Genomic DNA, 26,199 nt, shown 5'->3' with positions numbered 1-26,199 from the left:
GCTCTGAATGCACAGGCAGGTAACGCTTATTTGCAGCTTGAAGCAGGCCAGTCCCGCTCAGATATGAACATCAGTCATTTTGAGGCCTTTAATAACAGTATTGAAGCCGCTGGTGGCAGCGCCCGTTTAACAGAGAATAAGACAGATACCGCCCTGATTATCGGTGTCGGTTATGAATACTCACCCCATTTCGCGGTTGAGGTGAGCTATCTGAATCTGGGAGAGGCCTCTGCCCGCTCAGAAACCACAGATACTACCGCAGGCATTACGCGTCACCGTACCATTAAAGAAAGCGTCGAACAGGATGCTTTGATACTGAGCCTCATCGGCCAGCTACCCTTAACGAAGCAGTGGCAATTACGAGGTTCTCTGGGGCTAGCGTGGTTAGACCAAACCAGCCGAGGTGAAGCATCTGGAGCCAGTCGAAATAATGTTGGCACGGTAGTGAGTGAAACCTCAGAAAGCACCCGTCAATCAAGCCACGAATGGGTTCCGGCATTAGGTTTAGGGGTAGGTTATCAGTTTAAACCAGAGTGGCAGCTACAGCTCAACTGGCGGCGTTTGCTGAACACCGAACCAGACCTTCTTGGCAAACAGGACGCGGATCTCATCACCGCAGGCGTGGGTTATCAGTTCTAATTTTATTTTAAGCCCCTGCCCTTATAAAAGTAAAAGGGCAGGGGCTTAATCTCAGGTACAATTTTAATTGAATACAACTTTAACTTGAATGCAGCCTTAAATTTACTGTGCAGAAGAAGCTTCTGGGTTGATATCCAATAGCTCAACTTCAAACACTAGTGTTTCATTCGGGCCGATTGGACCACCGGTACCACCAGGGCCATAGGCTAAATCAGACGGAATAAATATTTTCCATTTACTACCGACTGGCATCAACTGCAGACCTTCCTGCCAGCCTTGGATCACTTGATTCAACCCAAATGTTACCGGTTCGCCACGCTTATAAGAGCTATCAAAGACGTCACCGTTCAACAGCTTACCTTCGTAGTGCACTTTTACCTGATCAGTCAGCTTAGGCTTAGCTCCGTTACCTGCGGTCAGTACTTGATACTGTAAGCCGGATTCCGTAGTAACAACGCCCTTTTTCTTACCATTGTCGGCCATAAATTTCTGACCATTTTTCAGGTTTGTCTCTGCCGCTTTAGCCTGTGCTTCTTGCTGTTCCAGTACTTTCTTCTGCTGGTAAGCTTCCATGGTTTCTTTGACTTCAGCTTCGGTCATTTTCAAGGTGCCGTCGGCATAAAGATCTTTTACCGCTTGAGCCATAACATCGACTTTAAGCTCAGAAAACTCTTGTTTCAGACGTTGGCCCATAATCAGACCCAAGCTGTAACTCAGGCGATCCTCGTCGGTCTTCAGGGGGGTATCCGCCATGACCGGTGCTGCGACTAATAGGCTGCTGAGGGTCAGGGTGAGTAACGCTTTTTTCATGAAAACTCCTTATTAGGGTCTGCTTAATTTTTTAATAAGATTGACTAAAGTAAGGTCGTACAATCAATTTTTTCAACTCTAACGGGTTAAGTCAGTATTGCTGATTGATTCAGACCAAAGATAAAGTGAGTCGTTCCTCTTTTTCTCAACGTTTAGCAATACGATCACATCAGCTAACAGGTTAAACGTCTGTTATTAATGGGTAAAGCTATCATCGATGATAAGGCTGCTAATCTTTATCCGCAGAGAGCGTGATAACGATATTATCGGCGATATCGTCATCAACGACTAAGGCTAGAACATGTTTAAGTTGTTGCTGAGCCGTGGCAGTTAACTTGGCATCTTTGAGAACGAAGCGAATATTAGTACGCAGAGCCGTTTCTCGATCTGCACAGGTTTGCATTCCTTTTTTTAAGGTATAAAGCAAGTAAAGCAATGACTGCTCATGCTGCTCAGCTATCAACTCTGCCGCGAGCAGGTGATCGCACATTTTTTGTAGGTGTTGTTCTACGTTTGACATCGGCTTAAGCTGGCGACGTTGCTTACGCAGGGATACCACAAATTGATTGTGCCACCCCAAGACTGGCTCTACGTGTTGTGACCAATCCGAGCGATAACATACATTTTGCGTAGTTAACCAACAGCTAAATAGCAACTGATTAACCATGATGCCCTGATGATCTTGCAGATAGAGGCAAGCAGCTTCTACAGAATCTAACCGATAGAGTTTCGTAGAAAAGCGCCAGAATGGGTTATCATACTCTAATGAAAGTTCTGACATAATTACTCGCCTCCGGGCTCATCTTTTTTCGCGCGGCACATTTTAGCGCGCTTTGAATATTTGATAGTAAAATCACATGATTACACTAGAAGGCCTGAGCCTGCAACGGGGAAGTCTCTCCCTGTTGCAAAATACCTCATTGATTATCCACCGTGGGCAGCGCATCGGCGTTGTTGGCTCCAACGGTGCTGGCAAATCAAGTCTGTTTAAACTGCTACTGGGTGAGCTTCATCAAGATGCTGGCGAGTTGCTGATTCCTGCGCAATTGCGAATCGCTCATATGGCACAGGAAGTTCATACCCGCGACAAAAGTGCGCTAGATTATGTGCTAGATGGCGATAAGCCCCTGCGTAAAGTGCAAATTGAACTGGCCGAAGCAGAAGCCAAGGAAGACAACCACGCCATCGCACGGCTACATGCGGAGCTGGAAAACCTAGATGGTTATACTGCTCCGAATCGTGCAGAACAGTTGTTGCTCGGGCTTGGCTTTACGATGGAACAAACCCAGCAGCCGGTACAGTCATTTTCCGGTGGTTGGCGCATACGCTTAAACCTTGCTCAAGCACTGTTGATGCCATCAGAATTACTACTGCTTGATGAGCCAACCAACCACTTGGATCTGGATGCAACTCTATGGCTAGAAAACTGGCTAAGACAGTACCCTGGTACTTTGCTATTAATCTCCCATGACAGGGATTTCCTCGATAGCGTAGTGGAGCATATCGCTCATTTTGAACAGCAGAAAATCAACCTATATCGCGGTAACTATTCTGCCTTTGAAATGATGCGTGCTCAGCGACTGGCCCAACAACAGGCTCAGTTTGAGAAGCAGCAAACCCGTATCGCTGAAATAGAAAACTTTGTTCGACGCTTTAAAGCCAAGGCCTCTAAGGCCAAGCAAGCACAGAGTCGAGTGAAAGAACTGGAGCGGATGGAGAAAATAGCCCCTGCCCATGTGGATTCACCCTTTCAGTTCACTATACCTTGCACCGAGAAAACGTCATCCCCCCTACTCGTCATGGATGGTGCCAATGTGGGTTATGGCGATAAAGCAGTTCTAAGTGACGTGAACTTTAGTTTATTACCGGGGATGCGAATTGGCTTGCTAGGCCCTAACGGTGCGGGTAAATCAACCTTAATCAAAACCCTTGTCGGCGATTTACCGGTAGTTTCCGGCGTTTATACCGCTGGTGAAAACCTACAGGTGGGCTACTTTGCTCAGCATCAACTGGAATCATTAGATCTCAACGCGTCCGCTTTGCTGCATATTCAGCGTTTATCACCTAAGGTATCTGAGCAGGAAATTCGTAACTATCTAGGCGGCTTTGGTTTCCGTGGTGACGATGTAGAAACCAATGTAAATCGCTTCTCTGGTGGCGAAAAAGCTCGCTTGGCACTATCGGTTATCGCATGGCAAAAACCCAATCTTCTACTATTGGATGAGCCAACCAACCACCTTGATCTTGAGATGCGCTTGGCGCTAACGTTTGCCCTGCAAAGCTTCCCCGGCGTCGTTATTCTAGTATCCCATGACCGGCATATGCTGCGTAACACAGTCGATGAATTTTGGCTGGTGTGTGACGGTAAGGTAGAGCCATTCGATGGCGACCTTGAGGATTATCATGTCTGGCTGAAGAACCGATCACAGGGACTGAAAAAGGCCGCCGACGCCAGTGCGCCAGCCAATGAAGATGATCGCAAAGAAGATAAACGCGATCGTAAAGAAGAGCGTCGTTTAGCGGCCCAGCGTAGAGAGCAGCTACGACCGATGAAGAAAAAAGTTGATAAGCTAGAAACCGATCTGGATAAAGTACAGGCGGAGCTGGCTAAAATAGAGCAGGAGCTGGCAGAGCCTGAGATCTATCAGGATGAAAATAAAGATCGGTTGCAGGTGCTATTGAAGAAGCAGGGTGAGTTAAGCACAAGCTCAGAAACAATTGAAGAGGAATGGATGACACTTCAAGAAGAGCTAGAAGAAGCCCAGGCGGAACTAGAGAACGAAAAAGCCTAGTCAGCAACAGTGAACAGCGAATAGATGGAGCAAGCGTTTGTCTTGCTCTATCTATTCAGTTTTATCTATCTAGACCTGCTATCTCCACGTGACTCTATTTATTTCGTCCGTATCCGCTTTATTTTAGCTGTCGTCATAGGACATTTTGATGCTCATGCCACCATCAACAACAAAATTTTGACCCGTGATAAAACCGGCAACATCAGTGGCTAAATAACAGACCATGTAGGCGACATCATCAGGCTTACCGATTCGACCAACAGGGTGTTGCGCAAGATCTGAGGGTGAATGAATAGGCTCTATACGAGCGCGGGATTTCTGCCAATCCCCAACCTCGATCCAACCGGGGCTAATACAGTTAACCCGTACTTCACCACTTAGGCTAATCGCTAACGCATGAGTTAATGATTGCACCCCGCCTTTACTGGCCGCATAGGCTTCGGTATCCCGTTCAGACTGCATGGCACGGGTTGAACCAATATTAATAATACTGCCCTGTTGATCCCGTAAATAAGGCACCGCATGCTTGCTGACCAAAAAAACACCGGTCAAATTAACATCCAAATAACGCTGCCAATCATCAAGGGATAAGTCTTCAATCGGGTCGTTAAAGGGTGTAGACAAACCCGCATTATTGATTAAGACATCCAACCGACCAAAGCTATCAATAATATCCTGAATACAACTTTGTACCACCGGCTCATCCGCAACATCCACAGCACAGGCTTTAATCGTACCAAGCTCCGCGTACAACTCTGCGGTTTCGTCAGCGGCTTCAAGGTCGATATCCGCACAAATAACGATCACCCCCTGATTCAATAAACCACGGCAGATGGCTCGACCGATGCCCTGTCCGCCACCGGTTACTAAGGCTACTTTTTTTGGAGTGGAGTTTTGTGTCATGGGTATGCCTTACGCATATAAGCTGATCATTAAGTTTCAAGCAAGAAGGTCACAGGACCATCATTCAATAACTGCACCTTCATATCAGCACCAAAGCGACCTGTAGCCACCGTAGGGTGAAGGTTTTTTGCCTGTTCGACAAAATAATTATATAAGGTTTCACCTTCCGCCGGTGGTGCCGCAGAAGAGAAACTAGGCCTAAGGCCTTTTTGAGTGTTCGCCGCCAGCGTGAACTGAGATACCAGTAAGAGGCCGCCTTGCACATCGGTAACACTGAGATTCATCTTGTCATTGTTATCGGCAAAGACTCGATAGGCGAGAATTTTTTTCAGTAGCCGATCAACATCGTCCGTACTGTCGCCTTTTTCAACGCCAATAAATACCAATAACCCCTGATCTATACTACCGATGCACTGTTGATCGACTTCAACTTTGGCTTGGGCCACGCGCTGAATCAGTGCTCGCACGGGATGCTCCTTATATTGACTGAGTTAGTGTACATGTACTGACGGTAATATTGAAAAATATCAAAAAACTATTTTAACCTAAAGCGTTAGATTAACAGGCCTTAAAAGAAACCCAGATAAGATTTTGTCAGAACCTAGATTAGTGGTTAAGTAAATTTTTAATTTCAGTGATCTGCTCTTTGGCATCTTCTAGAATTTCTAGGCGCTGCTCTTTTGTCAGAGCGCCAGGGGATACTTTCTCATAGGATGGGACTTGTCTAATATTAGGGGCAAACGGTGAAGCATCATTCATAGCAAGGCTGTGCAAGCGGGCTAAAATAAGAATATCTGTTAGAGTTGCTTCTTCACCATTAGCCTCATAGAACCATGTATCCGCATGTTGAACCGCCACCACCAATGAGCGGGGAAGATTCCAACGATGAAGAATCATAGCACCAGCCTGCCCTCTGGCTTCTTGAATAATTTGATCTAAATAATCTGGGTCATTCGCCAACTCTGGATATTGATCGCAAAACTGTAGCAATGGAAGCTCGCCAATATTATGCAGCAGCCCTGCGAGCAAGGCTTCTTCTGGAGGGATCTTGGTACATTTCTTAGCTAAGACGTAACACAACGAGGCTAGTTGAATACTTTCTTTCCAACTGCGTAACAGGCGCTTTCTGATCCAATTAGGGGCAAGCTGCTGATGTTGCTCATGTAACGCAAAGGCAAGAATTAAATGCCGAGTAGCATTTAGCCCTAAACGCTTAATCGCCTCGGGAAGCTGACTAATAGACTGACAGGCCCGATAAAGAGGGCTATTAGCAAGCTTTAATATCCGCGCCGATATAGAGGCATCTGCGGCAATTAATGTTGATATATGATGAACATTACCCTCATCGGCAATGGCTTTACTCACCCTTAGAGTGACCTCAGGCAGAGCAGGTAAGGAAATATTATCCGCTAGTAACGAGCGATAAAACTTAATAACCAAAGGATGGCTTTTCTCGTTGGCTAAAATTTCTGCCAGAGGTTGGTCTGAGGGACTGTACTCAGCCTGTAGTGATTGAATAAATTCAGGAGATAACAAAAAATATTCAACAGGAGTATGACTGATAATTTGATTAGGACTTGGCCGGACATTCAAAAGGCTAAAGCGGCTGCGGTCATCTTCAGCTGATAACATTATTACATCATGTTTTTCGCTTTGGATCTCAACCTGTCCATTAAGCAGAAATAATTCTTCTAGGCGAGAGTCACCCATCGGACTAATCTCGCTACCGGCCTCTGCATGGCAAATCTCAATGTGATAACTCAAGAGAATAAGCTGTTCATCGGATAGCTTAGAGAAAGGGGTGAACACCGCAAGGCGCGCTAAAGGTAAGGGCAGTGTATGCATTGGCTTTTTCTTCGCTTAGTGCTCATGGACAGAAAAGGTAGGGCTTCCAATAGGTGAAGCCGCTGGCATGCTTTTGCGGTAAAGCATAGAGATTGTTAGATTCTGCTTATGATAGCCAAAGTAAGAAAGGAGCTTAAAAATACCCACCACGAAGCATGACCAAAGTGCAATTTTCCTGCCATGGGATGCCTGCCTGCGTTAACGCCTGCTGCAGGTCCCAAGATTCTGTTCCGGGATTAAAAATCACCCGCTTCGGCTTTAGAGTAATAATGTCATCAATTAAGCCGGTTAATTGCGATGCGCTGCGATAGAGAGTTAACGTGTCGACAGGTTCTTGAATGTCGGCAAGCGTTGCAACGCAAGGCTGCCCTTCAATAAGATCAAACCCAGGGTTTATTGCGGTAATGTTATGCTGATGCTGCAGTAAAAGACGAACGGCTTGATTAGAATAGCGCTCACTTTTCGGACTGGCCCCAAGGACGGCAACATGCTGATGGCTTTTTTCAGGGTTCTGATTAGATGCGCTCATAAGTCATTCATTTAAAGAGATCGTCCATTAAAGAGATCATAGGTTAAAAAAATCGATACAATTAAGGCATACAAAGAAACACTGTACCGTTTAGCCCTGCTTCGCTGCACCGGCCTCATCTTGATGTGCATCCGGTTGACCACCTTCACCTTCGCCCTGTGGGTTCAGCACAGACTTATCCGCAGCCTGTAAACTCTTATCACTTATTTTTAGCTCTGGATCCGATGGGTCTGTCTCTTTCTCTGCGTCTTGATCTTTTTCCTGCGCCTGATCATCGTTCTCTTGGCCATTGGCCTCATCAAGATCTTTTTCAAGATCTTCTACATTGGGGTCAATATCTAAGTTCGATAACATCTGATCCTCACGCTCTTTCTGGAAATACTCTTGAGCAGCGTTTCGGCATTCATCAAGATATTCATAATACAACGCAACATCATGCAATGTTTTCATATTGCTCATCAAGCTGTGCTCTTTAGACATCAGAGCAATACGACGGAACTTACGCGCTCTAAGCCTAGGATTGTGATGAACAAGAGGATAAATACGGTGAATAAAGCCCCGTTTAGCTTCAATTTTTTGGATGTATTCGGTCACCTGATTTTTAATACGCCGACGCTTAGCTAGCAGTTCAGGGTAACTCGACAATCCCGGTAAAAACTTCATCATTCCGGTGCCGTGGCTTAACCACAGGACAAAAGCGATACCACCAGAGATGCCACCAACCCAAGGATGAACAAGGTTGAGTAACGAACTTGAAAACAGGAACACAGATACGCCCAAACCAAAGAACCAGCCTAAACGAGAGCGTCTAGCGGATTCTATTTCAAAATCTGAAGGGTAACTACTGAGAGAAAGTAACTCATAGTCCAAGCCTTCTAAATCACGATAGAGAGCATCTCTCTCCGCTTTTAGACGATCTTCTTCGGCTTTTTTCCGCTCCTCTTGCTTCTTCTCCGCTTGTTTCGCTTCCCATTTCGCTTTGACCTTTTCACGCTCGCGCTCTGCTTCCTTTGCCGCGACTTCTGCTTGCGTCATTTTATGATGGGCAGGATACACCCCAGGCACAGATGGCAGGTCTTTGGGTGCTTTGTCAGAAGACGCATCAGGCGCCAATTTTTTTTCTTCCATTTTTATTTAAGTAGACTTATATCAGGTTGATTTGTAGAGCCCATATTAGCTCTGTTCGTACCGAATAAACTGTTTCGCGTTGTAACGGCTTGAGACTTTATGTGACCGATATGGTAAGCCTTGGATCAAATCGCGTTTTTCTTACGATTTGAGGGTTAATGTAGCGTGACAAGTCATGAGTTTAAAGTAAAAACAGCGCAGAATGCATGAAAAATACATTCGAGATAACGGCGAGACATGTAAAAGAAGCACAAAAATCATTGGAGGTTTTCTATAAGCTTGCCTAAGGTTCATTCTAGAGGCTGTGTATTTTTGATTTTAAGGTTAAAGTAGCGTTTTTTTTACCTGTCTTTTGCGTGAGATTTAAAGTTAAGTTACGCAAGATTAGAGTTAAGGCTAACTATGAATGTAGAAATTAATGCCCATCGTTTACCGCGATTGCAAACGCTGGGAATGCTCGCAGTTGTCATCTTATTTTGTATCGTTATAAGCGGGTATTTTTTATGGGGGCAATATAGTCAAAAAGAACAGCAACTGGATAGCTTGGAGCGGGAAGTTCTCGCACAGCAAGAAGGCCTTTTACAATCAGAACTTGATGCCACTATTAGCTATATCCAGTATATGCGAACCCGTACGGAGCAAACCCTTAAATCTCAGTCAAAGGTGTACGTTGATCAGGCGATCTCTATTGCAGAGAGTATTTACTCGCAAACCAAAGACTCTCGACCTGAGCATGAAATTAAAAGTTTAATCCGAGAAACATTAAGAGGCATACGTTTTTTTGATGGCCGAGGTTATATCTTTATTGATGGCATGGATGGACAGTGCATACTTTTGCCAACTGCACCGCAATTAGAAGGCTCTTCTCTGTACGATAATCGTGACGATACAGGCCATTATATTATGCGCGGTTTGATCAATGCCGTGCAAAGCCCCAAGAAATCAGGTTTTTCCCAATACCGCTGGTATTTACCTCACGATAAAGAACAGATGGAAGATAAAGTGGCTTACGTACGCCTATTTGAGCCATTCAATTGGATTATAGGCACAGGTGATTACCTTTATCGTATTGAGAACGATATCAAACAAGACGTTTTACAGCGTTTAAAAGACTTCCGGTTTGGGGAAAACGGCTATATTTCGGTACTTAATACCCAAGGACAGACATTAGCGAATAGCGTCCTAGGTGAACTAACAGACACACCTATCGTACGTGATCTGCAAAACACCGCCGTCGATAGAATCATGAATGTTGCAGCATCAGGGGGCGGGACAACGGAATATCAGTGGTTTTATCCCGATGGTCGCGGCCCTGTTAAAAAGCGCGCCATGGTCAAAATAGTACCGGAATGGGGCTGGGTTTTAGTAGCCGGTATCTACCCCGATGAGCTGCAAGGTATGCTGGCATCTCATCAAGAAGCCCTTGACCAAGAAAATAACGAACGCCTCTACTCTTTTGCTTTTGTTCTTAGTTTGGGGCTGATATTCGCCTTAATCGTTGCGATGCTTTATTCCCGTTGGTTGAAGGCTTTATTTGACCGTTACGAACACGACAGCGAAGATCAAAAAGCACACTTACTTGAAAATGCACAAGCCTTAGAGCTATCAGCCCAAGTCTTCAAAAATGCAACCGAAGGCATTGTCATTACCGACCCCAAGAACCGTATTTTAGCAGTGAATCCTGCTTTTACCGAGATTACAGGTTATAGCGAAGAAGAAGCTCTGGGTAAAAACCCCTCGTTCATGTCATCAGGGAATCATGATGCTCGTTTTTACGAAGATATGTGGCTGCGCCTGAGCAAGCTAGGTCGCTGGCAGGGTGAAGTCTGGAATCGCCGAAAAGATGGCGTATTGTTCCCTGAATGGCTGTCTCTTAGTACCGTAAAAGAAGAAGGTAAAGTTAGAAACTATATTGCGACCTTAAGCGATATTTCGCTTCGTAAAGCTAACGAAGATCGGCTACGCTATCTAGCAGAATACGATGCGTTAACCGACCTACCTAATCGACGCTTACTGGCTGACCGTGTTGGCCAAGCTCTACGCTTAGCCCACCATAATACGTTTGGTTTGGCCCTATTGTTTGTCGATCTTGATCGCTTTAAAAATGTAAATGACTCACTGGGCCACGAAGTTGGAGACCAGCTTTTATGCACGGTTGCCCTACGATTAAATCAACTTACCGGTGCAGGGATAACGGTAAGCCGTGTAGGCGGTGACGAATTTGTCGTCCTTTGCCCTAAGCTAAATGACCCCGATCAGGCTGCAGCTATCGCGCAGAAAATAATCCATGATATTGGACAAGCCATAGAGGTTCGTCATCACACGTTAACGCTAACGCCGAGTATCGGCATCGCCCTATACCCCAGTGATGGCCTAGACTTTGAAACCCTGTATCGCAATGCCGACGCGGCGCTTTACCACGCTAAAGAGCAAGGCCGTAATCAATTCCAGTTCTTTACCCAGCAGATGAACGATGATGTTTCTCATCGCTTAGTCATGGAGAATGCGCTGCGAAAAGGTATTGCTGCAGGCGAATTACGTCTAATGTATCAACCACAGTACCGCATGGAAGACCTGCGCTTAATAGGCGTAGAGGCTTTGGTTCGCTGGCAGCACCCTGAGCAAGGTTTAGTCCCACCTGACTTTTTTATATCTCTAGCGGAAGAGACAGGATTAATCTTAGAGCTAGGCGAATGGGTACTAAGAGAAGCCTGCGCCCAAGGGCAACGCTGGCGTGAAATGGGCTACCCTAACATAGAAATTGCGGTCAATGTCTCTGCAGTTCAATTCCATCAAGGCATTGTTGGCCAAGTTCAACAGGTACTCAGTGAAACTGGCTACCCCGCCCAACATCTCGTTATAGAAGTCACCGAAAGCACCTTGATGAAAGGAGCCCTACAAGCGGCTGATCTTTTGACCGAGCTAAAAGCGTTAGGCGTTTGGTTATCGCTTGATGACTTTGGGACAGGATACTCCTCCTTAGCCTATTTAAAACGGTTCCCACTGGATAAGCTGAAAATTGACAAGGCCTTTGTAACCGACTTACCCCTAAATACTGATGATGCTGCCATCACTGGTGCGATTATTGGGCTAGCGTCTAACTTGAACCTACTGACCGTGGCCGAAGGCGTGGAAACAACCGAACAGCTAGACTTCTTAAAAGAACATGGCTGCCAAATAGCTCAGGGCTTCTTACTCGATTTACCACTCTGGCCAAATGAGCTAGAAAAACGGCTACAAGCTGAACAGAAAAAACAAAAGCAGGCAGTCTGACCTCAAGGAAAGAAGAAAAGGGAAAGAAGATAGAAGAAATAGGAAAAAGGGCGGTTTTTACTGCCCTAGGGCAAACAGCTTAGGTTCAAAGTGTTTCTTAGTGTTAAGTAGCTCTATTTCATTCATCGGTTTAGCCAGTAGAAAGCCCTGTGCTTCATTACAGCCAAGCTGCTTGATAATATCGAGCTGACGCTGAGTCTCAATACCTTCAGCGACAACGCTAAGCTTTAGATTGTGCGCCAGTTGAATAATGGTATGCACAATGTTGAGGTCGGTTTGATCTTGCCCTTCCAACTCTTGGATAAACGCTCTATCGATTTTTAGCGTATCTGTTGGCAGCTTTTTCAAATACGCCAAAGATGAATAGCCAGTGCCAAAATCATCAATAGCAATACGAACACCCTTTTCCCGCAATCGGGTTAACTGGGCTATCGAGTGCTCCACATTTTCCAACATACTCGTTTCTGTTAACTCCAACTCCAACAACTCGGCAGGAAGACCAGAGGAATCTAAGCACCGCTGAACAATAGTCAAAAGATTAGGCTGCTTAAGTTGGCGAGCAGACAAATTAACCGAGATGCTTATTCTATGGCCTTTCTTCAACCATTGACTGGCATAGCAGCAGGCGCGCATAAGCACCCATTCACCAACGGATGTGATCAAGCCCATTTCTTCCAAAACAGGAATAAACTCCGCTGGCGAGATGTTTTTTCCATTGGATCTTACCCAGCGCAGTAACACCTCCGCACTTTCAATTTTGCCATTAGCAAGATTTACTTTGGGTTGAAAAACTAAGTGAAACTCCTTGTGGAGCAAGGCTTGGCGTAGCTGATTTTCCAACCGAACGCGGTTTTGAGTCTGCAGTGTTAGATCTTCGGTAAAGAAGCCAAAGCCTTGATCGTTATCCTTACTGCGGTGCATCGCACTGTCCGCTTTATTGACCAGCTCATCAAATTGATCGCCATCATAAGGATATAAAGTGATGCCAAGACTGGCACTCATAAAGAGCTCTGCCTGAGTCAGCTCAAAGGGTAATGCCATAATCTGCTGAATTTTCTGTGCCAGATGCGCGGCTTGCTCCGGTGTTTGAATCTCTTCAGCCAGCACCATAAAAGCATCGCTACCCAATCGGCCAACAACATAGGATGGCAAAGCTTTGCGTAGTCGACTCGCGGTCATGCGTAACAACTCATCACCCGCCAGACGGCCAAGGCTGTCGTTAATACGGCTTAGTCGATCAAGGTCGATCAAAAAAAGAGCAAGAGACGTTTTGCGACGCTGCGTCACATGTAACTCAAAATGCTCCGATAAACGCTGTCTATTCGGTAAACCTGTAAGTGAATCAAATCGACGAAGATAATTAAGATGCTGTTCGCTATTGATCAAATCAGTAATATCACGGCCCGTGGCAACAAAATGACTGACTTGTCCGAATTCATCGCATACCGGAGTAATCGTCTTTTCTTCATGGAAGCGGGAGCCATCACGGCGGCAATTGATAAAAACATTGCGGTAGCTATCACCTGCGTTCAACGTTGCCCACATCTCTGAATAAAAGGCATCATCATGCTCATCAGAGCTTAGAACACGAGGATTCTGGCCAAGAACATCGGCTTCACTGTATCCCGTTTGATGAATAAAAGCGGGATTAACGTATTCGATGCAACCCTGGTTGTCTGTCACCATGACCATATCTTCGGTTTGCTGTATGGCTTGATAAAGATGATCGGGAAGGTGCTGCGCCGCATTGTATTGCGTCGTATCTTTTAGCGTGGCCAGCAGGGGTTTCTCATCACTATTTTCGATAATAAGCGGGGAGAGGCTCAGCTGAATACTACGTTGCTTTTCACCATACGGCTCATCATTATAGAAAAAAGTCAGGGATAACTGTTGCTCAGTAAATAAGCTGCAAGCGGCTTGTAGCTCTTTACCCTGCTGAGGACTTAACCGCTGAAGAAGCTCTTGACCGGTCAAAGTATTGGAGATGACGGTATTGGAGATGGCTGTATCGGAAATAGACACGCCGCTGAGTAACTGACGGGCAGCTTTGTTTCCATAACAAAGCAGGCCATTTCTCGATAGAATGAGGCTGGGAATTGTTAGATTATCCAGAGCGGTGATTTGCGCTGACTGTGTCGTGCCCAAAGATAATTTTTGTACGTTCATGAAGCCTATCGATTTCTCGTTAAAAGCCATCCCATGCCATTTAATATACAATCCGTCAGTGCCCGTCGCGGCTAAAATATCAGGCTTCAAGCTTCTGTCATAGAAGATTGTTACAGGTATTTTGTAACCATGTTTTTTATACGGGCTTGTTTTAGAGGTGAAAACCTAACGCAAAACCCTCTACACCCTTAGTCAACAAAAGCAATTAACTGCTGCGCTTTACGGCCATATCAGCAAATAAAGCCAAACGCGCTTTATAAGGCGAGTCTGGCAGGCAGACTAAGCTTTCTTTGGCTCTATCTGCCATCTCGTAAGCTTTTTGTTCCGTATAATCCAATGCACCCGTTTTATTGATAATCTCCAGCACAGGTTCTAGTAGCTCTAGACCACCTTTACGAATCGCCTTACGGATAAGCTTGGCATCTTCTTCTGAGCCTACTTGCATCGCACGAATAAGCGGTAACGTTGGCTTACCTTCAGCAAGGTCATCACCCACATTTTTACCCATGGCGCTAGCATCGCCTTTATAATCCAACAGGTCGTCCTGTAATTGGAAAGCAAGGCCTAGGTAATTGCCGTAATCAGCCATCATTTTTTGCTGCTCATCAGAGCCACCGCTAAGAATAGCAGCTGACTGGGTTGCCGCTTCAAACAACATGGCGGTTTTGGCTTTAATAACCGCCATATACTGTTCTTCGCTAATTTTAGGGTTGCGCACGTTCGTTAGCTGAAGTACTTCACCCTCTGCAATAACATTGGTTGCATTAGCGTAAATTTTTAAGATATCCATATGGCCGATATTAACCATCAGCTCAAACGCACGGGTATAGAGAAAGTCGCCAACCAGCACACTGGGCGCGTTGCCCCATTTATTATTTGCGGTATCACGGCCTCGGCGCATATCTGACTCATCCACAACGTCATCGTGCAGCAATGTAGCCGTGTGGATAAATTCCACCAAAGCCGATAACGGAATACGCCTATCATCATTGCAGGCCAATGCTTTACACGTTAAAAGTACGAGTAAAGGCCGCATACGTTTACCGCCACTGTCGACGATATACTCAGCAATTTTTTCAACAAGAGGCACGCGGGAGTGCAGTTGATCGATGATGTATTGGTTCAGTGCGGAAAAGTCATCCGCTACAAGGTCATGAATGGCGCTCTTTGGCTGCATTGTAAGACTGCTTTTTTCTCGTAGGTGGGCTAAAAACGGCTGCCTGAATGCTATTGGGCACGGGATAGGGTGTCAAGCAAAGGCCAAGCACAGATCCTGTTTTAATGGTTTTTGGTACAATTTTGTCGATGAAGTGTCTATTTTGCTAATCACTTTTGATAATTGCAGCACTTTGCGGTCTTTGGACACGATATTTGCGGCTAAAAATCAAGCTCAACGGTTGCCGTTATCTTGCGCTTACTATAAAATTCGCGCCCTGCTTAGTTACCGTGTACAAATTATGAGGTTAATATCTCAAATAAATGTCAGGATTCATTCCTGTTGTATCCGGTCTTTGCTCCCTGTCCGATAGTTGCCAGAGCGCTTCTATTCAAAGCAGGTAAGTAAGAAGCATATAATTCACTAAGCACTGCTGTTTTTGGAGACAAGCATGTACGCAGTTATTAAAACTGGTGGTAAACAGTACCGCGTTAAAGAAGGCGAAGTCCTAAAAATCGAAAAGCTAGAACTGGAAACAGGTTCTGCTGTAGATTTTGATCAGGTTTTGCTAATTGCTAACGGCGAAGACGTTAAAGTTGGCGCTCCTGTTGTTGAGGGTGCTAAGGTTTCTGCTGAAGTTGTAAGCCACGGCCGTGGTGATAAAGTTACTATCATCAAATTCCGTCGTCGTAAGCACAGCATGAAGCGTCAAGGCCACCGTCAGTGGTTTACTGAAGTGAAAATTACCGGTATTACTGGTTAATTCACAGAATAAAATTTCAGTTTCGATTAGGCTCAATAATCACTCACGCAGTGGAGTCTAATCGGCAAGATCAACTTAACGAGGAAGTACTCATGGCTCACAAAAAAGCTGGTGGTAGTACCCGTAACGGTCGCGATTCCGAATCGAAACGCCTTGGTGTCAAGCGTTTTGGCGGCCAAGTAGTTAAAGCAGGTAACATCATTGTTCGTCAGCGTGGAACTCGTTTCCACCCAGGCGTTAATGTTGGTATCGGCAAAGATCACACTCTGTTTGCAACAAAAGACGGTGTAGTGAAATTTGAAGTACGCGGTCTGAAGAAACGTAAAACCGTTACTATCGTACCTGCGTAAGCCGATTTCGATCGGTTGAAAAAGCCTCGCCGTGTGCGGGGCTTTTTTCGTATCTGCCACAATCTTTATATCTGTTGCAGCGATTACTACAGCGGATAAAATGATAACGATACTAGCACTAATCTTTCACCGTTCTCATGCGAGTTCACTAAGATTTGTGATAATACCGGCAAGGATTTCCATCGACATCGTAGATCTGAGGTGCCGAATACCTGCCCAACTATCTTACGATACAGGCTTAAATACAGGGCTTTTCTACGGCTGGATGAATAATCGGTAGGACGGACAGCAGTGGCTGCTGCTCTCATCCCTTGAGAGGCTCCGTGTGGGCGTAGCCGATGAAAAGCTGGAAAAACACACCAGATTAAGAGCAAATAATCATGCAGTTTGTAGATGAAGCAAGTGTTCACGTTGCCGCTGGCAAAGGCGGCAATGGCTGTTTGAGCTTTCGCCGAGAAAAGTACATCGCCAAAGGTGGCCCTGACGGCGGTGACGGTGGTGACGGCGGTAATGTTATTCTTGTGGGCGATGACTCGCTAAACACACTAATCGATTTTCGCTATCAGCGTCGTTATCGCGCGCAAAACGGTGAAGGTGGTCAAGGTCGTCAGTGCTCAGGAAAAGCCGGTGAAGATCTATATGTTCAAGTACCGGTAGGCACCACGGTGATCGATGAGGATACGTTAGAAATTCTAGGTGATATTACTGAGATCGGCCAAGAATTGATGGTCGCTCAAGGCGGTCGTCGAGGTTTAGGTAATACTCGCTTTAAATCCAGTACCAACCGTGCGCCTCGCAAAATCACGCCCGGCACGTTAGGTGAAGAGCGCAGCCTTCGCTTTGAAATGAAAGTCATGGCTGACGTGGGGCTACTTGGCCTGCCGAATGCGGGTAAATCAACCTTGATTCGCTCAGTTTCTGCTGCAACACCAAAAGTTGCAAACTATCCGTTTACGACACTCGTTCCCAACTTGGGCGTTGTTAAACTGGGGCAGTTTAAACACTTTGTTATGGCGGACATTCCTGGCTTGATTGAAGGCGCTTCTGAGGGGGCAGGTCTTGGTTTCCGTTTCCTTAAGCACTTAACCCGTGCACGCCTGCTGCTGCATCTGGTTGATGTGGCACCATTTGACGAAACTGATCCGGTTGAGTCAGCACAGGCCATTATCCGAGAACTAGAGCAATACAGCCCAACACTGGCTGAACGCCCTCGCTGGCTGGTACTGAACAAACTGGATCTATTGCCAGAAGATGAGCGCGATGCCGTTTGCGAACGCATTGTTAATGAGCTGAACTGGGAAGGCCCTGTCTTCCGTGTTTCCGCCATTAGCAGCGAAGGTACGCAGGTTGTTTGTCAGCAGATCATGAACTGGCTGGATGAGAAGCGCATCGCACAGACGGAAAACCCAGAGCTTGCCGAAGAAGAGTCGAAAATGCGCGAACGCATGGAAGACGAGTCGGTTGCTCGTGTCGAAGCCTATCTGGAACGTCGTCACGGCCCTAAAGAGCCTAAACCTGTCGCGACTGAAGATGATAATCTTAGCGAGGGCGTTAGCGATCTTGGCGATAATCTTGATGACGACGACTTTGATGACGATGACTACGACGTAGAAGTTGAATACGCAAAATAATGACGGTGACATAGAACCACTGAGGAAACCCCAGTGGTTTTGCGACATAAGGCTTGGGTGAAAGATGTCTCAGCGTGACAGGCTAGTGCGTGCAAAACGCCTTGTAGTGAAGATAGGTAGTGCTCTTTTAACGAATGATGGTAAAGGGCTTGATCTACCTGCAATCTCTGCTTGGGTTGATCAGATGGCGGCTTTGAAAAAACAAGGCATTGAGTTGATTTTAGTCTCCTCTGGCTCCGTCGCAGAAGGGATGAGTCGCCTAGGTTTGACTGAGCGACCGTCAACGTTGCACGAACTACAAGCGGCGGCTGCGGTAGGCCAGATGGGCCTGGTACAGGCTTATGAATCACAGTTTATTCGCCATGATTTACGCGCTGCGCAAATCTTATTGACCCATGATGATCTTTCTAACCGCAAGCGTTATCTTAATGCCCGCAGCGCTGTTAAAGCGCTGTTAGGTTTAGGGGTTGTGCCGATTATTAACGAAAATGACACCGTTGTAACCGACGAGATCAAATTTGGGGATAACGACACCTTAGGCGCGCTAGTTGCGAATCTGCTAGAAGCCGATGCCTTAATTATTCTGACCGATCAAGAAGGTCTTTTTACCGCCGATCCACGCTCTAACCCTGATGCAACCTTAATCGAGGAAGCATGGGCCGACGACCCAGCCTTGGCAGCAATGGCTGGAGACGGAGGCCGACTCGGGCGTGGCGGTATGATTACTAAAGTTCGAGCCGCAGGGCTTGCTGCCCGCTCTGGCGCGACCACCTTAGTTGTCAGCGGTCGCCAGCCTAATGTGCTGGTACGAGCTATCACCGGTGAATCAATTGGTACGCTATTTTTACCAAAAGATACGCCGTGGGCTGCTCGCAAACGTTGGTTGGCTGGCCATCTTCAAACTCGGGGAACACTGGTACTGGATGATGGTGCTGTGCGCGTCCTGCGCGACAAACACTGCAGTTTACTCTCCGTTGGAGTGCGACAGTCATCGGGACGTTTTCGGCGCGGAGATATGGTACAGTGCGTGAACGAGCAAGGGGAGCTTATCGCCAAGGGCTTGGTAAATTATGACCATGAGGATGCATTAAAGATCCTCGGTCAGCCCAGCTCTATGATAGAATCTCTGCTGGGTTATATGGCTGATCCCGAGTTGATCAACCGTGATAACCTTGTTTTGGTGTAAAGCCTTTTAGTGTAAAATCAAAACTGATTTTCGAGAATTTCTTAGGCATTTCGCTAAAAAATTTAAGAAAATTTTGAGCTAACGGTTAAAAAGGCTGTTCATACCCTATGGTTTACCGTAGAATGCGCACCCCTAAAGACGTTAGACTTTAATTCGTGGAATACGCATATCGCGTATCTCAATTTATTAGACCGATTTCTCCAAGGAGCTTAACGGTGGCGAATATCGCATCTGCAAAAAAACGTGCACGCCAGGCTGAAAAGCGCCGTACTCACAATGCCAGCCTGCGCTCCATGGTGCGCACTTACATTAAGCGCGTTGTTGCGGCAGTTGAAGCGGGTGATCACGCTACAGCTATGGCTGCGTTCAATACAGCTCAGCCTGTTATTGATCGTATTGCTGACAAAGGCATCATCTCTAAAAACAAGGCAGCTCGTACCAAGAGCCGTCTAAATGCGCGAGTTAAAGCAATCGCTGCATAGTTTAGAGGTTTTACCTTTTAAAAAACCGGCTTAGGCCGGTTTTTTTGTGCCTGAAATTTGGCAAAATACGGCGTCTCCTTCTTAATTTTCTTTCTTCCCCTTTGTCTTAACTGCAGGGCCCTGTCATGGCAGCACAAGAACCGGAAAATGGATCAGCTTCAGAGTCTATCCCACCAAATAAAGCGGTGAAGAAACCAGGGCTGTTGCGCTCTGGCGCATTAGTCAGCGTGATGACACTGTTATCTCGGGTTTTGGGACTTATGCGCGATATTGTGATCGCAGGCTTATTTGGCGCGGGGGCAGGTGCGGATGCTTTTTTTGTTGCATTTAAGATCCCCAATTTTTTGCGCCGCTTATTTGCCGAAGGTGCGTTTAACCAAGCCTTTGTGCCGGTATTGTCAGAATATCGCAGCCAACGGGATCTGCCTTCAGTCAAAGATCTGATTAACGCCGTTGCCGGTACGCTAGGCGTCACCTTGGCAGGTATTACGCTACTAGCCGTGCTTGCTGCACCCGTTCTGGTCTGGGTATTTGCCCCCGGGTTTAGTCAGGAGCCAGACAAGCAGGCGCTTACCGTTGAGATGCTGCGTATTACTTTTCCCTATCTGCTGCTAATTTCTCTAACGGCATTCGCTGGTAGCATACTGAACAGTTACGACCACTTTGCTATTCCTGCATTTACACCAGTATTGCTCAATCTGTCATTAATTGGTGCCGCGCTTTGGTTAACGCCCTATATGGATGAGCCGGTTATGGCGCTTGCGTGGGGGGTTTTACTTGCGGGCGGTGCTCAGCTTTGCTTTCAGCTACCATTTCTAGCCCGTATCGGGCTGATGCCAAAACCTAAAGTCCGCTGGAAAGATGAAGGGGTTCGCCGGATTCTTAAGCTGATGGCTCCCGCATTGTTCGGCGTCTCCGTTAGCCAAATTAACTTGCTGTTAGATACCATACTGGCATCGTTTCTGATCAGCGGCAGCGTTTCATGGCTGTACTACTCAGATCGTTTGGTCGAGTTGCCTTTAGGCGTATTTGGCATTGCAGTTGCCACAGTGATACTGCCGAGCCTTTCAACCAAACATGCGGAAAAGTCTGTTGAGGCGTTTGCTAAAACGCTGGATTGGGCCGTGCGCATGATTCTATTGATCGCAGTACCAGCGGCTCTAGCGCTATTTCTTCTGGCAGAGCCTTTGCTCTTCACTTTGTTCCAGTATGGTGCAATGACCAGCCATGACGTAGATATGGCATCATTAAGCCTACGAGCCTACGCTGTAGGACTTTTGGCCTTTATGCTGATTAAAGTATTGGCTCCCGGTTTCTACGCCCGACAAGACACTAAGACACCGGTTAAAATTGGCATCATAGCTATGGTCGCTAATATGGCGCTCAATCTTATGCTGGTATTCTGGCTAGATCATGCCGGATTGGCGCTGGCAACATCCTTATCAGCGTTTTTAAATGCCGGTCTGCTTTGGCTGGGCTTACGCCGAGAAGGTGTGTTTATTTGGCAGGCGGGCTGGGGACGCTATCTTTTACAGTTAATACCCGCCGTTGCCGTTATGGTGGCCATCTTACTTTACGCCACCCCAGAGGCAATGCAGTGGCAACTTGCCCACTGGCAAGAGCGTGTCCTGTGGATGTCGGGGTTAGTCGCCCTAGGAGGCGGTAGCTACCTGCTTGTCTTGATTCTATTGGGGCTTCGCTTACGCCATATTCGTCATTAGGCACAGATAATAAGTAGAGGGGATGCAGACGCGATGAATTTCGCTATAATCGGTCTCTTTTAGAAAAAACGTGATAAAGCCCATAAATAATAAAACGAGAGCAACAGGAGCAAAATGGAACTGATACGAGGATTGCACAATTTACGGAAAAAGCATCAGGGATGTGTCGCCACAATCGGCAACTTTGATGGTGTGCACCTTGGGCATCAGGCTGTTCTGCGCCATGTAAAAGCTAAAGCTCTTGATCTAGGTGTACCCTCTGCTGTTGTCGTGTTTGAACCTCAGCCCAGAGAGTTCTTTGCGGCTCCACAGGCACCTGCACGATTGACCCGCTTTCGAGATAAAGTTGACCGGCTCGCCGCCCAAGGCATTGATCGCATTGTTTGCTTGCCGTTTAACCAAAAGCTGGGCAGTTTATCCGCCCATGACTTTATCACCCAAGTTTTAATTCAAGGCTTGGATGTACGCTATTTGGTTGTTGGTGATGATTTTCGCTTTGGCTGTGATCGAGCGGGGGACTTTGCCCTGTTGCAAGCGGTTGGAAAATCCCAAGGCTTCGATGTCGTCAACACCACAACCTTTGAAGTAGAAGCGGAACGCGTTAGCAGTACCCGAATTCGTACGGTTTTAGCGGAAGCTAATTTTGTACTCGCCAATAAGCTACTGGGTGTGCCTTACCAAATTGGTGGCAAAGTGCTACATGGCCGTAAATTAGGTCGTCAGCTTGGCGTACCAACGGCGAATTTGTCACTCAAAAATAAGCAACCAGCTCTGCATGGCGTATACACGGTGCTATTAAGCAGCGGTGACGGCTTACTGCATAAAGGCGTTGCCAATATTGGTAACCGGCCAACGATTGATGGCGTTAAGCCCGCGCTAGAAGTACACGTATTTGATTTTAATGGTGATCTGTACGGGCAACGGGTACAGGTGACTTTTTGCAGTAAATTGAGAGATGAAAAGCGTTTCTCTGATGTTGCAGCCCTGCGCGAACAGATCATGAAGGACCTGCTTGCAGCAAGGGAATATTTTACCCAACAGTCTGACCAAGGCATCCCCTTGGCCAGCGGGCTGTTAAGCTAATACCGATAAACGAATAAAAATACCGATGAACTAACAAACGATGAGCTAACAAAAAACGTTAACATCGTCCCTTTTTTAAAGTAATGCGATGTTAGTCACTTGCCTATTGCTAGCCACAATAGAGCATCCGTGTTGCATTGAAGACAAGGCTAATGTCAGAGTGAGTGCCGCTGCTGACATAAGAGATAAACCCTATTCCCTCTGATACCAGATAAACCGATAAAGAGCAGCGATTATTAGCCATGAGCGACTATAAACATACTCTCAATCTTCCAGAAACTGATTTCCCAATGCGAGGCAATTTGCCTAAGCGCGAACCTTCACGTTTAGCCCATTGGGATGAAATCGGCCTATACCAGAAACTGCGTAAAGCAGGCGAAGGTCGTCCAAAATTTGTGCTGCATGATGGCCCTCCCTATGCAAACGGCAATATTCATATCGGCCATGCAGTTAACAAAATTCTGAAAGATATGATCGTTAAGTCGCGTACATTGGCAGGCTTCGATGCCCCCTATGTACCGGGCTGGGATTGCCACGGTCTACCGATTGAGCACAAAGTAGAAACCTTGATTGGCCGTGCAGGAGATAAAGTTCCTTACCGTGAATTCCGTCAGAAATGCCGTGAGTATGCGACGGAACAAGTTAACGGTCAGAAAGCTGACTTTATTCGTTTAGGTATTCTTGGTGATTGGGAAAACCCTTATCTAACCATGAACTACCAAACCGAAGCGGACATTGTACGTGCGCTGGGTCGCATCGTAGAAAACGGTCATTTGGTAAAAGGCTATAAGCCGGTTTACTGGAGTGTGGTCGGTCAGTCTGCGTTGGCAGAAGCTGAGGTTGAGTATCAGGATAAAACCTCCATCGCGCTGGATGTGGCGTACACTTTCATTGATCAGGCGAAAGCGCTGGAGCTGTTTGGCAACCCAGCGGGTAGTGGCGATGTTGCCGTTGTCATCTGGACAACGACCGCCTGGACACTACCGGTCAGTCAAGCAGTTTCTCTGAATGCGGATCTAGACTACGCCCTAGTACAACTGCGCGACCAGCGTTTTGTTGTTGCAGCAACCATGGTTGATGACATCATGGCCCGCTGGGGTGAAGATAAGTTTGAAGTGCTTGCGACGGTATCCGGTCAAGCATTAGAAAATCTACTGCTGAAACACCCTTTTTATGACAAGCAAGTACCGGTCATTCTAGGTGATCACGTGACAACCGACGCCGGTACAGGTGCCGTACATACCGCGCCGGATCACGGTATGGAAGATTTCGTGGTAGGCAAAGCTTACGGCCTTGGCACGATCAATCTTGTACAGGCTAACGGCACATACAGCGCAGAAGCCGGTGAGTTTGCCGGTCTGCATGTTTACAAGGCCGATGAGCCTGTAATGGATGCGCTACAGCGCGAAGGTAAGCTGGTTCACCACAAAGCCTTTGAGCATAGTTACCCCCATTGCTGGCGTACCAAAACGCCGCTTATCTATCGTGCAACCCCGCAGTGGTTTATTTCGATGGAAGAGAAAGGCCTGAAAAAAGATGCCCTAGAAGCGATCAAAGGCGTGCAGTGGTATCCCGCGTGGGGCCAAAACCGTATTGAAGCGATGGTTGACCAGAGCCCAGATTGGTGTGTTTCCCGCCAGCGTACTTGGGGCGTGCCGATCACTCTGTTTATCAATAAAGAAACCGATGAGCTGCATCCAAATACCCCTGAACTTATTGAGAAAGTCGCCCTGTTGATGGAAAAAGAGGGAATGGACGCTTGGTTTGAGCTGGATATTGAGACACTTCTAGGTGATGAAGCCGACCAGTATTACAAGGTCACTGACACACTGGATGTTTGGTTTGATTCCGGTGTCACCCATCACTCGGTACTGCGTCCCCGTGAAGAACTCACCTTCCCTGCGGACTTGTACCTAGAAGGTTCAGATCAACACCGTGGTTGGTTCCAGTCATCCCTTAAAACATCTATCGCGATCAACGGCTGCGCGCCTTACAAACAGGTGCTAACCCACGGTTTCACGGTTGATGAAAAAGGCTACAAGATGTCCAAATCGTTGGGCAACGTGATCGCACCGCAAGAAGTAACAGACTCACTGGGCGGGGATATCCTGCGTCTTTGGGTTGCGGCCACAGATTACTCTAGCGAGATGGCGGTATCGAAGCAGATTCTGCAACGTACGGCAGACTCTTATCGCCGGATTCGTAATACGGCTCGCTTCTTACTGGCAAACTTGAACGGCTTTAATCCAGAAACCGACATGGTCTCACCGGAAGAGATGTTGTCCTTGGACCAGTGGGCTGTTGACCGCGCACTGCAGCTACAAGGTGAGCTAAACGACGCGTATAACGAATATCACTTCCTAAGCATCTATCAGAAAGTGCATAACTTCTGCGCTCAGGATTTAGGTGGTTTCTATCTGGATATCATCAAAGATCGCCAGTACACCACGCACCCTGATAGCTTGGCGCGCCGCTCTTGCCAAACCGCTCTGTATCACATCATTGAAGCTCTAGCTCGTTGGGTCGCTCCGATTTTGACGTTCACCGCGGAAGAGATCTACGAGAACATTCCAGGCCAGCGTGAAGCGTCTGTTTATCTGACCACTTGGTACGACGGCTTGTTTGAAATGAAGGCCGATGGTGAGAAAAATCGTGACTACTGGAATCGCATCATGGATGTGAAAGAAGCAGTCAACAAAGCCTTAGAAGATGCCCGTAATGCGGGTACCGTTAAAGGTTCAATGGCGACAGAAGTTACCTTATTTGCGAATGATGAATTGAAAGCCTTAATCGAAGGCCTCGGTGAAGAACTGCGCTTTGTCTTGCTAACCTCTGGTGCGGTTGTTACGCCTCTAGAGAATGCTGTTGATGCTGCGGATACAGAACTAGCCGGTCTTAAGGTAGCGGTTAAAGCATCGGAACACGCTAAATGTGGTCGCTGCTGGCATCACCGTGAAGATGTCGGCCAACATGCCGAGCATCCAGAACTGTGTGGCCGTTGCATCACCAATTTACCAGAAGGTGAAGGTGAACAGCGTCGATTCGCTTAATTTTCTCTGCTTTCTTCAATATCGGCCTTCTTACACAAAAGAAGCTTAAATAACAGAAGCTTATGAGCAAACAAGAACGGAAATCTGAGGCGCCTACGGGCGCCTCAGTTACAGAAAAAAAAGATAAAGGCACACAACTAAAATGGTTGTTGCTTTCGGTTCTCGTGATCGTGATTGACCTTGGCTCAAAGGCTTGGGTTAGTGGCAGTTTTCGCTACGGTGAAATACTAACGGTGCTGCCAGTGTTTGATCTAACCCTGTTGCACAACACCGGAGCAGCTTTCAGCTTTTTAGCCAATGAATCCGGTTGGCAGCGTTGGCTTTTTGCCTTAATCGCCTTGGTCGTTAGTGGTGGCTTGCTGGCTTGGCTGTCTCGGTTAAAACGTCACGAGACATGGCTTGCCTGTGCCTTAGCACTGGTTTTAGGTGGCGCACTGGGTAATTTGCATGATCGTATCCTATTAGGATATGTCGTAGATTTTCTTCTATTCCACTGGGATAACGCATATTTTCCTGCGTTTAACTTAGCGGATGCAGCGATCACCTTAGGTGCCGGTATGCTTATTGTGGATATGATCCGTAATCCTGACGCTTAATATCCATAGCTCTAACGCTTAGATAGAAGCTAAACCCTAGCAGGCCATAAACCAGCCCGCTTAAATCGATATTCATTGTTATATTGTTAAAAAAGG

Annotated in this window: 21 protein-coding genes; 12 read left to right on the top strand and 9 right to left on the bottom strand. The window is 46.7% G+C overall.

Translation table 11 applies throughout. The annotated features are described in order from the left end of the window. Positions 1-639, top strand: a 639-nt coding sequence (locus G517_RS0106370) for an outer membrane beta-barrel protein (protein ID WP_028303714.1), incomplete at its 5' end; no start/stop codon positions are given. Between the two features lie 102 nt (positions 640-741). Here the strand turns inward: G517_RS0106370 and bamJ are convergent. Continuing rightward, a complete protein-coding gene (gene bamJ / locus G517_RS0106365) occupies positions 742-1,449 on the bottom strand; it encodes a BamJ family beta-barrel-assembly machinery protein (RefSeq protein ID WP_028303713.1) in 708 nt (235 codons plus the stop codon). Positions 1,450-1,678: 229 nt separating this feature from the next. Next, a complete protein-coding gene (locus G517_RS20010) occupies positions 1,679-2,230 on the bottom strand; it encodes a TIGR02444 family protein (protein WP_051206164.1) in 552 nt (183 codons plus the stop codon). 76 nt (positions 2,231-2,306) lie between these two features. Here G517_RS20010 and G517_RS0106355 point away from each other — a divergent pair, with 76 nt between their 5' ends. Further along, positions 2,307-4,241: an ATP-binding cassette domain-containing protein gene (locus tag G517_RS0106355; RefSeq protein WP_028303712.1), complete on the top strand. Its 1,935-nt coding sequence runs from the start codon at positions 2,307-2,309 to the stop codon at positions 4,239-4,241. 123 nt (positions 4,242-4,364) lie between these two features. Here the strand turns inward: G517_RS0106355 and G517_RS0106350 are convergent, their stop codons facing one another. The 5 genes from G517_RS0106350 to G517_RS0106330 form a co-directional block, all read right to left on the bottom strand. After that, the gene (locus G517_RS0106350) at positions 4,365-5,144 is read right to left on the bottom strand and encodes an SDR family NAD(P)-dependent oxidoreductase (protein ID WP_028303711.1); all 780 of its coding nucleotides are present in this window, start codon (positions 5,142-5,144) and stop codon (positions 4,365-4,367) included. A gap of 29 nt (positions 5,145-5,173) precedes the next feature. Then, a complete protein-coding gene (gene dtd, locus G517_RS0106345) occupies positions 5,174-5,611 on the bottom strand; it encodes a D-aminoacyl-tRNA deacylase (protein WP_028303710.1) in 438 nt (145 codons plus the stop codon). Positions 5,612-5,750: 139 nt separating this feature from the next. Then, positions 5,751-6,989 (bottom strand): HDOD domain-containing protein, encoded by a 1,239-nt coding sequence (locus G517_RS0106340; protein WP_028303709.1) that lies wholly within the window; start codon positions 6,987-6,989, stop codon positions 5,751-5,753. Between the two features lie 133 nt (positions 6,990-7,122). Further along, complete coding sequence (locus tag G517_RS0106335; RefSeq protein ID WP_028303708.1) at positions 7,123-7,518, bottom strand: CoA-binding protein; 396 nt, start codon at positions 7,516-7,518, stop codon at positions 7,123-7,125. A 90-nt stretch (positions 7,519-7,608) separates the two neighbouring features. Then, positions 7,609-8,631 carry a hypothetical protein gene (locus G517_RS0106330; protein WP_157833164.1) on the bottom strand — a complete coding sequence of 341 codons (1,023 nt, stop codon included), beginning with the start codon at positions 8,629-8,631 and terminating at the stop codon, positions 7,609-7,611. Positions 8,632-9,048: 417 nt separating this feature from the next. Here G517_RS0106330 and G517_RS18050 point away from each other — a divergent pair, with 417 nt between their 5' ends. After that, a complete protein-coding gene (locus G517_RS18050) occupies positions 9,049-11,919 on the top strand; it encodes a bifunctional diguanylate cyclase/phosphodiesterase (protein ID WP_051206163.1) in 2,871 nt (956 codons plus the stop codon). A 57-nt stretch (positions 11,920-11,976) separates the two neighbouring features. On the opposite strand, the gene G517_RS18045 is transcribed toward G517_RS18050, so the two are convergent. Both G517_RS18045 and ispB read right to left on the bottom strand, forming a co-directional pair. Continuing rightward, positions 11,977-14,085 (bottom strand): putative bifunctional diguanylate cyclase/phosphodiesterase, encoded by a 2,109-nt coding sequence (locus G517_RS18045; RefSeq protein ID WP_169447903.1) that lies wholly within the window; start codon positions 14,083-14,085, stop codon positions 11,977-11,979. A 205-nt stretch (positions 14,086-14,290) separates the two neighbouring features. Continuing rightward, the gene (gene ispB / locus G517_RS0106315; protein WP_028303706.1) at positions 14,291-15,262 is read right to left on the bottom strand and encodes an octaprenyl diphosphate synthase; all 972 of its coding nucleotides are present in this window, start codon (positions 15,260-15,262) and stop codon (positions 14,291-14,293) included. A gap of 430 nt (positions 15,263-15,692) precedes the next feature. Between ispB and rplU the strand changes: the two genes are divergently transcribed. The 9 genes from rplU (at position 15,693) to lspA (ending at position 26,103) form a co-directional block, all read left to right on the top strand. After that, positions 15,693-16,004 (top strand): 50S ribosomal protein L21, encoded by a 312-nt coding sequence (rplU, locus tag G517_RS0106310; protein ID WP_028303705.1) that lies wholly within the window; start codon positions 15,693-15,695, stop codon positions 16,002-16,004. Between the two features lie 92 nt (positions 16,005-16,096). After that, positions 16,097-16,354 (top strand): 50S ribosomal protein L27, encoded by a 258-nt coding sequence (gene rpmA / locus G517_RS0106305; RefSeq protein WP_028303704.1) that lies wholly within the window; start codon positions 16,097-16,099, stop codon positions 16,352-16,354. A 380-nt stretch (positions 16,355-16,734) separates the two neighbouring features. Next, positions 16,735-17,985, top strand: a complete 1,251-nt coding sequence (gene cgtA, locus G517_RS0106300) for an Obg family GTPase CgtA (protein ID WP_028303703.1) — start codon at positions 16,735-16,737, stop codon at positions 17,983-17,985. A 64-nt stretch (positions 17,986-18,049) separates the two neighbouring features. After that, positions 18,050-19,171, top strand: coding sequence for a glutamate 5-kinase (proB, locus tag G517_RS0106295; protein ID WP_028303702.1), 1,122 nt, complete (start codon positions 18,050-18,052; stop codon positions 19,169-19,171). Between the two features lie 215 nt (positions 19,172-19,386). Then, complete coding sequence (gene rpsT / locus G517_RS0106290; protein WP_028303701.1) at positions 19,387-19,653, top strand: 30S ribosomal protein S20; 267 nt, start codon at positions 19,387-19,389, stop codon at positions 19,651-19,653. A gap of 125 nt (positions 19,654-19,778) precedes the next feature. Beyond that, entirely contained in the window at positions 19,779-21,374 is a 1,596-nt protein-coding gene (gene murJ, locus G517_RS0106285) for a murein biosynthesis integral membrane protein MurJ (protein WP_028303700.1), read from the top strand. A gap of 114 nt (positions 21,375-21,488) precedes the next feature. After that, positions 21,489-22,457: a bifunctional riboflavin kinase/FAD synthetase gene (gene ribF / locus G517_RS18040; RefSeq protein WP_036590584.1), complete on the top strand. Its 969-nt coding sequence runs from the start codon at positions 21,489-21,491 to the stop codon at positions 22,455-22,457. 242 nt (positions 22,458-22,699) lie between these two features. Further along, a complete protein-coding gene (ileS, locus tag G517_RS0106275; RefSeq protein WP_028303699.1) occupies positions 22,700-25,507 on the top strand; it encodes an isoleucine--tRNA ligase in 2,808 nt (935 codons plus the stop codon). 62 nt (positions 25,508-25,569) lie between these two features. Further along, positions 25,570-26,103 (top strand): signal peptidase II, encoded by a 534-nt coding sequence (gene lspA, locus G517_RS18035; RefSeq protein ID WP_051206161.1) that lies wholly within the window; start codon positions 25,570-25,572, stop codon positions 26,101-26,103. Positions 26,104-26,199 lie beyond the last annotated feature (96 nt).

It is taken from the genome of Oceanospirillum maris DSM 6286, from assembly GCF_000422865.1.
Classification (GTDB): domain Bacteria; phylum Pseudomonadota; class Gammaproteobacteria; order Pseudomonadales; family Halomonadaceae; genus Oceanospirillum; species Oceanospirillum maris.
This window is presented reverse-complemented; position numbering and strand designations above follow the sequence as displayed.